The sequence below is a fragment of the Streptomyces cirratus genome (assembly GCF_014650775.1).
GTDB classification, from domain to species: domain Bacteria; phylum Actinomycetota; class Actinomycetes; order Streptomycetales; family Streptomycetaceae; genus Streptomyces; species Streptomyces cirratus.
The window spans coordinates 522,666-535,020 of sequence record NZ_BMVP01000003.1 but is presented as its reverse complement, the minus strand read 5'-3'; the positions used below and the strand labels follow the sequence as shown (position 1 = coordinate 535,020).

General features: G+C 73.5%; 11 protein-coding genes. 10 read left to right on the top strand and 1 reads right to left on the bottom strand.

Features of this window, described 5'->3' with window-relative positions; all coding sequences use genetic code 11:
• Nucleotides 1-52 precede the first annotated feature (52 nt).
• Nucleotides 53-1,255: a glycine C-acetyltransferase gene (locus IE207_RS12115; RefSeq protein WP_190184090.1), complete on the top strand. Its 1,203-nt coding sequence runs from the start codon at nucleotides 53-55 to the stop codon at nucleotides 1,253-1,255.
• 151 nt (nucleotides 1,256-1,406) lie between these two features.
• Entirely contained in the window at nucleotides 1,407-2,321 is a 915-nt protein-coding gene (locus IE207_RS12110) for a LysR family transcriptional regulator (RefSeq protein WP_190184089.1), read from the top strand.
• A gap of 875 nt (nucleotides 2,322-3,196) precedes the next feature.
• Here IE207_RS12110 and IE207_RS12105 read toward each other — a convergent pair.
• Nucleotides 3,197-3,976 (bottom strand): DeoR/GlpR family DNA-binding transcription regulator, encoded by a 780-nt coding sequence (locus IE207_RS12105; protein ID WP_190184088.1) that lies wholly within the window; start codon nucleotides 3,974-3,976, stop codon nucleotides 3,197-3,199.
• A gap of 149 nt (nucleotides 3,977-4,125) precedes the next feature.
• Here IE207_RS12105 and IE207_RS12100 point away from each other — a divergent pair, with 149 nt between their 5' ends.
• The 8 genes from IE207_RS12100 (at nucleotide 4,126) to IE207_RS12065 (ending at nucleotide 12,221) form a co-directional block, all read left to right on the top strand.
• Nucleotides 4,126-5,028, top strand: a complete 903-nt coding sequence (locus IE207_RS12100; protein ID WP_190184087.1) for an SIS domain-containing protein — start codon at nucleotides 4,126-4,128, stop codon at nucleotides 5,026-5,028.
• Complete coding sequence (locus tag IE207_RS12095; protein WP_190184086.1) at nucleotides 5,025-5,861, top strand: class II fructose-bisphosphate aldolase; 837 nt, start codon at nucleotides 5,025-5,027, stop codon at nucleotides 5,859-5,861. Before IE207_RS12100 ends, IE207_RS12095 begins: the two co-directional genes overlap by 4 nt.
• A gap of 133 nt (nucleotides 5,862-5,994) precedes the next feature.
• Nucleotides 5,995-7,185: an acyl-CoA dehydrogenase family protein gene (locus tag IE207_RS12090; RefSeq protein WP_190184085.1), complete on the top strand. Its 1,191-nt coding sequence runs from the start codon at nucleotides 5,995-5,997 to the stop codon at nucleotides 7,183-7,185.
• Between the two features lie 225 nt (nucleotides 7,186-7,410).
• Nucleotides 7,411-7,749, top strand: a complete 339-nt coding sequence (locus IE207_RS12085) for a hypothetical protein (protein ID WP_229873656.1) — start codon at nucleotides 7,411-7,413, stop codon at nucleotides 7,747-7,749.
• A 211-nt stretch (nucleotides 7,750-7,960) separates the two neighbouring features.
• Nucleotides 7,961-8,626 carry a class II glutamine amidotransferase gene (locus IE207_RS12080; RefSeq protein ID WP_190184084.1) on the top strand — a complete coding sequence of 222 codons (666 nt, stop codon included), beginning with the start codon at nucleotides 7,961-7,963 and terminating at the stop codon, nucleotides 8,624-8,626.
• A 76-nt stretch (nucleotides 8,627-8,702) separates the two neighbouring features.
• Nucleotides 8,703-8,927 (top strand): hypothetical protein, encoded by a 225-nt coding sequence (locus tag IE207_RS12075; RefSeq protein WP_190184083.1) that lies wholly within the window; start codon nucleotides 8,703-8,705, stop codon nucleotides 8,925-8,927.
• Between the two features lie 25 nt (nucleotides 8,928-8,952).
• Entirely contained in the window at nucleotides 8,953-10,791 is a 1,839-nt protein-coding gene (locus IE207_RS12070; protein ID WP_190184082.1) for a glycoside hydrolase family 15 protein, read from the top strand.
• The gene (locus tag IE207_RS12065; RefSeq protein ID WP_190184081.1) at nucleotides 10,788-12,221 is read left to right on the top strand and encodes a chloride channel protein; all 1,434 of its coding nucleotides are present in this window, start codon (nucleotides 10,788-10,790) and stop codon (nucleotides 12,219-12,221) included. The genes IE207_RS12070 and IE207_RS12065 overlap by 4 nt, the downstream gene beginning before the upstream one ends.
• The last annotated feature ends 134 nt before the right edge of the window (nucleotides 12,222-12,355 follow it).

Sequence of the window (12,355 nt, the reverse complement as noted above, 5' to 3'; positions counted from 1 at the left end):
CGGGGGCCCCGTCCCCCTCCCTCCGCCACCAGGAGAAAGAGAGCACCGCCCCATGTTCGAGACCGTCCGCGCCGACCTGCGCACCACCCTCGACGAGATCCGGTCCGCCGGCCTGCACAAGCCCGAGCGCGTCATCGGCACCCCGCAGAGCGCGTCCGTCGCCGTCACCTCCGGTGGCTCCGCCGGGGAGGTCCTGAACTTCTGCGCCAACAACTACCTCGGGCTCGCCGACCACCCCGAGGTCGTCGCCGCCGCCAAGGACGCGCTGGACCGCTGGGGCTACGGCATGGCCTCGGTCCGCTTCATCTGCGGCACCCAGGAGGTGCACAAGGAACTGGAAGCCCGCCTCTCGGCGTTCCTCGGCCAGGAGGACACGATCCTCTACTCCTCCTGCTTCGACGCCAACGGCGGCGTCTTCGAGACCCTGCTCGGCGCCGAGGACGCGGTGATCTCCGACGCCCTCAACCACGCCTCGATCATCGACGGCATCCGCCTGTCCAAGGCCCGCCGCTACCGCTACGCGAACCGCGACCTCGCGGAGCTGGAGACCCGGCTCAAGGACACCCAGGACGCCCGCCGCCGCCTGATCGTCACTGACGGCGTGTTCTCGATGGACGGCTACGTCGCCCCGCTCGCCGAGATCTGCGACCTGGCGGAGCGCTACGACGCCATGGTCATGGTGGACGACTCGCACGCCGTCGGCTTCGTGGGCCCCGGCGGCCGGGGCACCCCCGAGCTGCACGGCGTCATGGACCGCGTCGACATCATCACCGGCACCCTGGGCAAGGCCCTCGGCGGCGCCTCCGGCGGCTACGTCGCGGCCCGCGCCGAGATCGTCGAACTGCTGCGCCAGCGTTCGCGCCCGTACCTCTTCTCCAACTCCCTCGCCCCGGTCATCGCGGCCGCCTCCCTCAAGGTCCTGGACCTGCTGGAGTCCGCGGGCGACCTGCGGGAGCAGCTCGCCGCCAACACGGAGCTGTTCCGTACGAAGATGACCGCGGCCGGCTTCGAGGTGCTGCCCGGGAACCACGCCATCGCCCCCGTGATGATCGGCGACGCGGCGGAGGCTGCCCGCATGGCGGAACTCCTGCTGGAGCGCGGCGTGTACGTGATCGGCTTCTCCTACCCGGTGGTGCCGATGGGCGCGGCCCGCATCCGCGTCCAGCTGTCGGCCGCCCACTCGACGGCGGACGTGGAGCGCGCGGTGGCCGCCTTCGTCGACGCCCGCGCGGCGCTGGCGACGGCGGGGGTCTGAGGCGGACGGGGCCTGAGGCCTGAGGCGGCCGGGGCCTGAACGGGGGCCCCTCGCGAGGGCCGGGGCCCCACGGCAGCCGCGGGCCCCGGGACTGCCCGGGCGCTCGCGATCGGCGGGGCTCGATGCGCCCCGGACCTGCGACAATGGCGGGGTGATCGACCCCCGCCGGCTGCGTGTCCTGCGGGCCGTGGCGGACCACCGTACGGTGACCGCCGCGGCCGCGGCCCTGTACCTGACCCCCTCCGCCGTCTCGCAGCAGCTCGCGGCGCTGGAGCAGGAGACCGGGCACGCCCTGCTGACCCGCAGCGGCCGCGGCGTGCGGCTCACCGCCGCCGGGGAGATCCTGCTCGGGCACGCCCACGAGGTGCTGGCCCAGCTGGAGCGCGCGGAAGCCGAACTCGCGGCGTACGCGGGCGGCTCGGCCGGTGAGGTCACGGTGGCCGCCTTCGCCACCGGCATCGCCGAGGTCCTGGCGCCGGCGATCGCCCGGTTGGCCGTGGACCATCCGGGCATCCGGCTGCGGGTGCGCGACGCGGAGGGCGACCAGAGCCTGCCGCTGCTGCTGGACGGTGAGGCGGACCTGGCCCTGGCCGTGGAGTACCGGGGCGCCCCCGGCGCCGACGACGGCCGGCTGTCCGTCCTCCCGCTGTACGCCGAGCCCTTCGACGCGGTCCTGCCGGTGGGGCACCGGCTCGCCGGCCTGCCCACGGTGTCCCTCGCGGAGCTGTCGGACTCGGACTGGGTGGGCCAGTACCCGGGCAACCCGTGCCATGACGTGACGCTGCTGGCCTGCGAACTCGCCGGCTTCCAGCCCCGTTTCGCGCACTCCTCCGACGACTTCCGCGCGGTGACGGCCCTGGTGGGTGCGGGTGCGGGAGTCGCCCTGGTGCCGAGGTCGGCGCTGCGCGGCATGGACCTCAAGGAGGTCCAGGTCCGCCCGGTCTCCGGCCCGGCCGCCACCCGCCGCGTCTTCGCGGCCACCCGCCGCGGCGCGGAGACCCACCCCCTGATCGCCCCGGTGCTCTCCGCCCTGACCCGCGAGGCCCAACGCGTCCCGACCCCCTGACCCCACACCGCTCCGCCCTCCCCGCCCCCGGCGCCCGTCGCCTTCGGCGCATCGGGCCGGCCGGTCCGCCGGGGCCCGCTCCCGGCTGTGGGGCGCTGGCCCGGGGCCGCTCCGGCGCCCGTGCCGCCCGTCGCGTGCGGCGCGTCGGCTCGGCGGGGCCGGCCCGCGGCTGTGGGGCCGTGCCCCTCGGCCCCGGCCGGTTCGGTGATCGTGCCGGCCGCCGCGTTCGGCGCAACAGCCCCGGTTCTGGGGCGGTGGCCTCCGGCTCCGGCTGTTCCGGCGCGTGCCGCCCGCTGCGTGCGGCGCATCGGCCCGGCCGGTCCGCCGGGGCCCGCTCCTGGTTGTGGGGCGGGCCTCCGGCCCCGGGCTGTTCCAGCGTTCGTCCCGCCCGCCGCGTTGGGCGCATCGGGCCGGCCGGTCCGGTCCCGCGGCTGTGGGGCCGTGCCCCTCGGCTCCGGCCGGTGCGGTGATCGTGCCGGCCGCCGCGTTCGGCGCAACAGCCCCGGTTCTGGGGCGGTGGCCTCCGGCCCCGGCCGCTCCGGCGCGCGTGCCGCCCGTCGCGTCCGGCGCGACGGGGCGGCACGCAGTCGGGGCGTGGTACGGGTACGGGGGCGTAGGCCGCGCCAGTCCCCGCCGGTCCCGGCGGGTGAGGTACCGGCCGCCGCCCGCGGGGCGATTGCGCCCGGGAAACGACTCGCCGTCGACGCGAAGTCGCGGGAGGAACCGAAGCGCCGCCAACCGGGGCGCCCGCGCCGCCGGGCCCCGGCCGCCGCTCTCGACCGCGTCCGCGACGGTCCGGCCCACGGCCGTCGCCCCACGCGCCGCCGGCAACCGCACCGGACCTGGCCGACGCCCAACCCGCTCCGGCCGCGCGGTCACACCCTCCGCACATCCACCCCCGCCTCGGCGAAGGCTTTCGCGACCGTCTCCGGGAGGCCCGTGTCCGTCACCAAGACGTCCACCGCGTCGGTCGCGCAGATGCGCGCGAACGCACGTACCCCCAGCTTGCTGGAATCCGCCGCGACCACCACCCGGCGGGCCCGCTCGCACAGCAGGCGGTTCATCGCCGCCTCGTCCTCGTGCCGGGTCGCCGCGCCGTCGGCCGGGTCGAAGGCGTCGACACCGACCACCGCCGTGTCCATGCTGAGCTGTCCGAGCACCTGCTGCGCCAGCGGGCCGGTCAGTTCGTACGACTGGGGCCGGGCCACTCCACCCGTCAGCACGATCTTGAACTGCGGCCGGATCACCAGCTCGCCCGCGATGTTGAGGGCGTTGGTGACCACGGTCAGGGCGGGCGAGCCGGTGGCGAGGTCCGGGCGCGCGGCCAGGGCCCGGGCGACCTCGGTCGTCGTCGTCCCGCCCGTCAGGCCGATCACCTCGCCGGGAGCGATGAGCGCGGCCACCGCCTCGCTGATCCGGCCCTTCTCGGCGGCCCGCCGGGACGTGCGGTAGCGCAACGGCAGTTCGTACGAGACCCCGTGCGGCGCGGCCCCCCCGCGGGTACGGACCAGCATCTGCTGCTCGGCCAGCTGGTCGAGGTCGCGCCGGATGGTCGCCGCCGACACGCCGAGCAGTTCGGCGGCCGGTTCCACCTCCAGCCCGCCCCGCTCGACCAGCAGATCCAGCAGTCTCTGCCAGCGTTCCTTGCGGGTCATGGCCCCACTCCCACTTTCCCGGCCCGTCGTTCGGCCCTCGGCTTGAGATTAACCCAGACGATCGCCCGGCAGATGCTTGAAGTTGCGCGAAACAGCCCGATACCGTGCAAGAACACGCATCCGTAGACCCACTGCTCCAGGGAGCCCCTATGAGTCACGTCGCGCACGAGCTGGTCACGCAACCCGCATGCTGGGAGCGGGCCGCCGAACTGGCCCCGGCGCGGCGGACGGTGCTGCCGCAGCCGGGGGAGCGGACCGCGATCGTCGGATGCGGCACCTCGTACTACATGGCCCAGGCGGCCGCCGTCCTGCGCGAGGAGTCCGGGCAGGGCGAGACCGACGCCTTCCCCGCCTCCGAGTTCCCCCGCCACCGGCGTTACGACCGGGTGGTGGCGCTGACCCGGTCCGGGACGACCACCGAGGTGCTCGACCTGCTGGCCGGGCTTCGGGACGCCGGAGTGGCGACCACGGCCGTCATCGGCGACCCGGCCACCCCCGTGATGGCCCTCGCGGACGAACTCGTCGTACTGGACTTCGCAGACGAGCGCTCCGTCGTGCAGACCCGGTTCGCCACCACGGCCCTGACGCTGCTGCGCGCGCACGTCGGCGCGCACGGCCCGGCCGTCGTCGCGGACGCCCGCACCGCGCTCGCCGAACCGCTGCCCGAAGGGCTGGACGGCCGAAGGCAGTTCACCTTCCTCGGCCGCGGCTGGAGCGTCGGGCTGGCGAACGAGGCCGCGCTCAAGATGCGCGAGGCCTCCCTCTCCTGGGCCGAGTCCTACCCCGCCATGGAATACCGGCACGGACCGATCAGCGTCACCGGGCCCGGAACTGTCACGTGGTCCCTCGGCGAGGCCCCGGAGGGGCTCGCCGAGCAGGTCCTGGCGACGGGCGCCGCGTGGGTGCCCGGGCGGCTCGACCCGCTCGCCGAGCTGGTGCGGGTCCAGCGGCTGGCCCTCGCCGTAGCCGCCCACCGCGACCTCGACCCGGACGCACCACGGCACCTGACCCGCTCGGTGATCCTGACGGCGGGCGAGGAGGCGGTCCGATGAGCCTCGTACCGGCGGGAGCGCTCGTCACGCAGGCGGCGGCGGCCGGCCGCGCCGTCGCCGCCTTCAACATCATCACGCTGGAGCACGCCGAGGCCGTCATCGAGGGCGCCGAACGGACCGGCCTGCCGGTCATCCTGCAACTGAGCCAGAACGCGGTGAAGTTCAGGTCCGGCCGGCTGCTCCCCATCGCCCGGGCGGCCTCCGCCTGCGCCGAGGCCGCGGGGGTGCCCGTCGGGCTGCACCTGGACCACGTGCAGAGCTCCGAGCTGCTGCGTCAGGCCGTCGACGCGGGGTTCGGGTCGGTGATGTACGACGCCGCGCGGCTGCCGTACGGCGAGAACCTGGAGGCCACCCGCTCCGCCGCCGACTGGGCCCACGCCAACGGCCTCTGGATCGAGGCGGAGTTGGGGGAGGTCGGCGGCAAGGACGGCGCCGCCCCGCCGGATCCGCACGCGCCGGGCGCCCGTACCGATCCCGACGAGGCGCGGCGGTTCGTCGCCGACTCGGGGGTGGACGCGCTGGCCGTCGCCATCGGCAGCAGCCACGCCATGACCAGCCGGACCGCGTCCCTGGACCACGCGCTCCTGGGCCGCCTGGCCAAGGCGGTGGAGGTCCCGCTGGTCCTCCACGGATCCTCGGGACTCCCGGACTCCGAACTCGCGGCGGCCGTCGCGGGCGGCATCCGCAAGGTCAACATCGGCACCGCGCTGAACGTGGCCATGACCGAAGCCATCCGCACCCACCTCACCCCGGCGGACCCCCGCCCGTACCTCACGGCCGCCCGTAGCGCGATGGCGGCGACGGCCGCGGCGATGATCGCCGCCCTCGGCTGAGCCCCGGCCGCGGTCACCACCCCCACCGGTGACCGCGGCACGCGCCCGGCCCGTCATCACCCTTCCGGATTCTTGAAACAGGTTCTAATCTACGCTCCGCCGACGGACGGACCGCTAGACACCCGGAGGGGCCGTGCACCTCGAATACACGCCTGAGCAGGAGCGGTTGCGCAGCGAGTTGCGCGCCTACTTCGCCGAGCTGGTCCCGCAGGACGTCTACGCCCGCTACGAGGACCCCGCCGCGCAGAAGCGCTTCTACCGCGAGACCATCCGCCGCCTCGGAGCCGACGGCTGGCTCGGCGTCGGCTGGCCGAAGGAGTACGGCGGGCGCGGGATGTCGCCCATGGACCAGTTCATCTTCTTCGACGAGGCCGCGCAGGCCGTCGTACCGCTGCCGCTGATGGCGCTGAACACCGTCGGGCCGACCCTCATGCAGTTCGGTACGGACGAGCAGAAGGCGTACTTCCTGCCCCGCATCCTCTCCGGTGAGATCGACTTCGCCATCGGCTACAGCGAACCCGACGCCGGAACCGACCTCGCCGCGCTCAAGTGCAAGGCGGTACGGGAAGGTGACGAGGAGAGCGGCACCTACGTGGTCAACGGCCAGAAGATCTGGACCACCAACGGCGACACGGCCGACTGGGTCTGGCTGGCGGTCCGCACGGATCCGGGCGCCCCCGCGCACAAGGGCATCAGCATGCTCCTCGTACCGACTTCCGACCCGGGCTACTCCTGCACCCTCATCAACACGCTCGCCTCGCACGACACCACCGCCAGCTACTACGAGAACATTCGGGTCCCCGCGAGCCGGCGCGTCGGTGCGGAGAACAAGGGGTGGCGCCTGATCACCAACCAGCTCAACCACGAGCGCGTGACCCTCGCCGCCCACGGCACCATGGCCATCCGGGCCCTGCACGACGTCCAGCGCTGGGCGGCGGAAACCAAACTGGCCGACGGCCGGCGGGTCATCGACCTCTCCTGGGTCCGGGGCCGCCTCGCCCGCACCCATGCCCGGCTCGACGCGATGAAGCTGCTCAACTGGCAGATGGTGAACGCCGTCCAGTCCGGCACCCTCACCCCCCAGGACGCGTCCGCCGTCAAGGTCTACGGCTCGGAGGCCCGCCGGGACGCCTACGCCTGGCTCATGGAGGTGGTCGGCGCGGCCGGCTCCCTCAAGGACGGCTCCGCGGGCGCGGTCCTGCACGGCGAACTCGAACGCGGCTACCGCAGCGCCGTCATCTTCACCTTCGGCGGCGGCAACAACGAGATCCAGCGCGAGATCATCTCCTGGATCGGCCTCGGCATGCCCCGCGTCCGCCGCTAGGGCTCGTGAGACCGGCTGTTCCCCCCGCCGCCGGTTGTGCTCACGCGGGAGCGCCCCGCGGTGCATGGCTGCGGGGCGCCTTGTGGGGTTCAGTCGACCTGCTCACCGTCCCACGTGCCGCCCTTGCAGTAGTTGCCGTCCGCATTGATGTCGGGCGTTCCGCCGCCTTGCTTGCTCCGACGGCGGACGCACCTGGGGGCCCCGGAGCTGATCAGCCCTAAGGGCGTGCCGGCCTTCTCCCCGTCGATCGCGGTAGACGAGCGGGGAACGGTCGCACTCACCTACTACGACCTGCGCTTCCTCAAGCCGGGCGACACCACCACCTTGCCCACCGCCTACCAGTTCGTCACCCTGCCGCACGGGGACCCCAAGCGCCGGACCGAGCGGCGCATCTCGCGGATCTTCGACTGGTTGCAGGCACCGTTCGCCGGGGGCTACTTCCTCGGCGACTACCAAGGGCTGGTGGCGGACGACAAGGGAGTACGGGCGGTGCTCACCGAGACCCACTCCGGGACACCACAGAACCGTACGGACGTGTACACCGGCACTCTCCGCACCCAATGACCGACGCGAACGCCGTCGGCCGCCGACACCCCGCGCCACACCTGTACGCCCTGACCGACCGGTAGCCCGGCCACCGCCTGCGTGGCGATCACCGGGAGAGGGCGGGAGAATGAGTATGCCGGGGAAGGAGCGCGCGCCCGGCCGAACGACCGACTCCCGGCTCCGCGGTTCCGTCCGCCGGCGACGTAGGGAGGGACACAGGTGATCGCCCATGTGCAGATGGCTCGCGTACTCGGGAACGCCCCTGCTGCTCGACGCCCTGCTGTACAAGCCGGCGCACTCGCTGATCGACCAGAGCCTGCACTCCCCACTGGGGGTGGAGACCACCAACGGTGACGGTTTCGGCGTCGGTTGGTACGGCCGCTGGATGTGGATGCACAACGGCGCCATCGCCGACTTCCACTTGCTGCGCCGCGACCTCTGCATGCTGGTGGATCCGGCCCTGTTCGCACACATCGAGGGCACCACCGACTCCGAAGTGATGTTCTACCTCGCGGTCACCCTCGGCCTGGGCCGGGACCCGCCCGGCGCCGTCGCCCGGATGGTGGGAGTCGTGGAGCGCAGCGGCCGCGAGCGCGGGGTGGAGTTCCCGATGCAGATGACCGTCGCCGTGACCGACGGAGAACGCGTCTGGGCCTTGCGCTACTCAAGTCAGGGCGCCTCCCGGTCGCTGTTCTACAGCAGCCGGGTGGAGGCGCTGCGCAAACTGCATCCGGACGTCGCCTACTTGCAGAACCTGTCCGAGCAGACCCGGCTCATCGTCTCCGAACCCCTGTCGGACCTGCCCGGTGCCTGGAACGAAGTCCCCGAGAGCAGTTACGGCGTCGTCCAGCCCGGGGCGGACGAGATGTTCCGATTCGCCCCGGAGCCCGCGTAGCACCAGGAGCGCAGCCCACTCACGACGAAGGGACCGGCGATGAACCCTCCTCGTCATCCTGCTGCCCTTCCCGGGCGTGTTCGTGTACCTGATCGTCCGCGGGCGCGGAACGGGCGCACGGGGCTCGCAGCGGGCACACCGGTACGAGGAAGAGGTCCGCTCCTTCGTGCGCGAGGCCGCCGGGACCACCGGCGGCACCGGCCACGTCGGGGAACGGTCCGGGCTCGCCGAGCTCAAGCACCGGCGCGACCTCACGCAGGGGGAGTACGAGCAGGCCAAAGCCAAGGTCCTGGTGGGCTGAGGGCCGACCCCGGGGAGCCGGCCACATGACGCGCCCGTACCCGCCCATCGCCGAACACGGCCTGATCGGCGACCTGCAGACCTGCGCGCTCGTCTCCTCCGAGGGCGTGCTCGACTGGTTCTGTTCCCCCCGCTTCGACTCTCCCAGCGTCTTCGCCGCGCTCCTCGACCACGAGCGCGGCGGCCACTTCGCCATCACGGCGCAGACACCCGGGGGAAGCGGCCCGCACGTCGTCACCCGCCAGCTCTACCTCGCCGACACCGCCATCCTGATCACCCGCTTCCTCACCCCCGAAGGAGTCGGTGAGGTGGTCGACTTCATGCCCGTCCGCGAGGAGCGGACCCCCACCGACCGGCACCAGGTGGTGCGCGTCATGCGCGTGGTACGAGGATCGATGCGCTTCGCCCTGGAGTGCAGGCCCCGCTTCGACTACGGCCGCGCACACCACGCCCTGGCCCTGGACGGGGGCGCCGCACGCTTCGACGCGCCGGACACCACCGCCCACCTGCAGACCGTCGGCCCCGTGTCCCTCGAAGCCGACGGGGACGACGTACGCGCGACGGTGGCCCTGGACGCGGACGGCCGCGCGGCCGTCGTGCTGACGGTGTGTGACGCCGGCGGCGCGGCGCCGTCCCCACCGGACGCCGACGACATGGCCCGGGAGTTCGCCGGTCTGAACCGCTACTGGCACCGCTGGACCGGACGCTGCCGCTACCGGGGCCGCTGGCAGCAGATCGTCAACCGCTCCGCCATCACCCTCAAGCTGCTCACGTACGGGCCCACGGGCGCACCGGTCGCCGCCGCGACCATGGGCCTGCCCGAACAGGAGGGAGGGGAGCGCAACTGGGACTACCGCTACACCTGGGTCCGGGACGCCTCCCTGGCCGTCCGGGTCATGCGCGACGTCGGGTTCACCGCGGAGGCGAACGCCTTCCGGGGCTGGCTGGCCCACCGGTTCCGTGGCGTCGGCGCCCCGAACGGCGAGCCTCTGCAGGTCATGTACCGGGTCGACGGCGACCCCCACTTGCCCGAGGAGGTCCTCGGCCACCTGTCGGGGTGGCGGGGATCCGCCCCCGTACGCGTGGGCAACGACGCGGCCGGTCAACTGCAACTCGACATATACGGGGAGGCGGTCTACGCCCTCGCCCAGGCGGGCCGGACCCCCGACGTGGTCGGCTACGACCACTGGCGGCGCTCCGCCGCCCTGCTGGACTGGCTCTGCGGCCACTGGGACCGCCCCGACGACGGCATCTGGGAAACCCGCGGAGGGCGCAAGGACTTCACCTACAGCCGCCTCATGTGCTGGGTCGCGCTGGACCGCGGCATCCGTCAGGCCCTGGCCACCGGCCGCCCCGCGGACCTGACGCGCTGGACCGCCGTCCGTGACGCCGTCATGGAGCAGATCATGACCCGGGGCTGGAGCCGGGAGCGGCAGGCGTTCGTCCAGCACTACGACAGCACGGTCCTGGACGCCTCGCTGCTGATGATGCCGCTGGTCGGCTTCGTACCGCCGACGGATCCGCGCTGGCTGTCGACCCTGGACGCCATGGAGGGCGAACTCGTCTCCGACAGCCTCGTCTACCGCTACGACCCCTTGGCCTCTCCGGACGGTCTCAGGGGCTGCGAGGGAACGTTCTCGTTCTGTTCCTTCCTCTACGTCCACGCCCTGGCCCGGGCCGGACGGGTCGAACAAGCCCGCTACGCCTTCGACAAGATGCTCACCTACGCCAACCACGTCGGCCTGTTCGCCGAGGAGATCGGGCCCACCGGCGAGCAACTGGGCAACTTCCCCCAGGCCTTCACCCACCTCGCGCTGGTCACCGCGGCCCTCGCGCTCGACGCCGAACTGGACGAGGAACCATGACGGAACCCACGGAACCGATGGAACCCGGCCCCCGGCCGGACGCCGCCCGCCCGGACGCCCCGCACCCGGATTCGGCCGCCGGCCCCTCCCAGCCGCGAGAGGCGGACCGGCTGCGAGCCATCCTCCGCTCTCCCGGCTACCTCAAGGCCCTCGCCTTCTCCGCCTTCGTCGGCATTCCGGTGTCCCTGGTCGCGTTCTGGTTCCTGGCCGGGCTGCACGCCCTGGAACACGCCGTGTGGGTCTCGCTCCCGCACGCCATGGGCCGCGACGCGCCCCCGTGGTGGTGGCCCCTGCCGCTGCTCCTGATCGCCGGGGTCATCGTCGCACTGGTCGTCACCCACCTCCCCGGTGCGGGCGGGCACATCCCCGCGGCCGGGCTGTCCGCCGGCGGCAGCCCGCCGGCCGCCCTGCCCGGCGTACTGATCGCAGCGGCGGCGGGCCTGCCCCTCGGCGCGGTCCTGGGCCCGGAAGCACCCCTGATCGCCCTCGGCGGCGGCCTGGCCCTGCTCTTGCGCGACCTCACCAGGGCCCCGACGAGTCCGATGACCACCGCTCTGCTGGGCGCGGCCGGAGCGGGGGCCGCCATCGCGGCGATCTTCGGCAACCCGTTGGTGGCCGCGGTGCTGCTGATCGAGGTAGCGGGGGTGGGCGGCCCAGAGCTGTTCGCGGTCATGCTCCCCGCCCTGCTCTCCAGCGGCATCGGGTCCCTGGTCTTCACCGGCTTCGGGCGGTGGACCGGACTGGGCACCGGCAAACTCGGACTCAAGGTGGCCGGTGCCCCCCCGCGTCTGGACGCCGGGGACGTGCTCTGGGCGGTGGTCATCGCCGTCGGCTGCGCCCTCCTCATGCGGCCGGTCCTGTTCATGGCGCGCCGGGTCTCGGTGTTCGTCTCGCGCAGCACCCTCCCGCGCACGGTCGTCTGCGCGCTCGGCGCCGCCGCCTGCACCGCCCTCTACGCCCTGATCACCGGCCGCTCCTCGGCGGAGGCCGCCCTGTCCGGTCAGGCCACGCTGGCGCAGTTGGCCGCCGACCCGCACGCCTGGGGGATCGGCGCGCTGATCGCCGTCCTGCTGTTCAAGGGAGTCGCGTACGCCCTGTGCCTGGGCAGTCTGCGCGGCGGCCCCATCTTCCCGGCCCTCTTCCTGGGGGCCGCGGCCGGAGTCCTCGTGGCACCGCTGCCGGGTCTGGGCGTCGCACCCGCGATGGCGGCGGGCATGGCCGCCACCGCGGTCTCCGTCATGCGGCTGCCGGTCAGCAGCGTGGTGCTCGTGATCCTGCTGCTGGGCAGCTCCGCGATGATGCCGGTGGCGATCCTCGCGGCCGTCATCGCCTTCGTCATCACCGAGCTGCTGCCCGAACTCCCTCCCCTGCCGACGCCCGCGCCCCGGCCCGGCCCGCCCGCCAACGCCGAAGCGGGCAGGGGGCCGTGACCACCGGGCGGGCAGTTCACGATCCCGCCTCCGCGCCCGGCCCGCCCGCCCTCATCCGCCTCCCGCACCCCACCAGACGCCTGCTGCGCACCATCCCCGCAGGTCCGCGCCGACGGCCGCCGTCAGGTCACATC

Bases quoted from the DNA above. Each gene is read 5' to 3' on its own strand.
- IE207_RS12115 (WP_190184090.1), top strand. From the start codon at position 53: ATGTTCGAGACCGTCCGCGCCGACCTGCGCACCACCCTCGACGAGATC.
- IE207_RS12105 (WP_190184088.1), bottom strand. From the start codon at position 3,976: ATGACCCGCAAGGAACGCTGGCAGAGACTGCTGGATCTGCTGGTCGAG.
- IE207_RS12100 (WP_190184087.1), top strand. From the start codon at position 4,126: ATGAGTCACGTCGCGCACGAGCTGGTCACGCAACCCGCATGCTGGGAG.
- IE207_RS12095 (WP_190184086.1), top strand. From the start codon at position 5,025: ATGAGCCTCGTACCGGCGGGAGCGCTCGTCACGCAGGCGGCGGCGGCC.
- IE207_RS12080 (WP_190184084.1), top strand. From the start codon at position 7,961: ATGTGCAGATGGCTCGCGTACTCGGGAACGCCCCTGCTGCTCGACGCC.
- IE207_RS12070 (WP_190184082.1), top strand. From the start codon at position 8,953: ATGACGCGCCCGTACCCGCCCATCGCCGAACACGGCCTGATCGGCGAC.
- IE207_RS12065 (WP_190184081.1), top strand. From the start codon at position 10,788: ATGACGGAACCCACGGAACCGATGGAACCCGGCCCCCGGCCGGACGCC.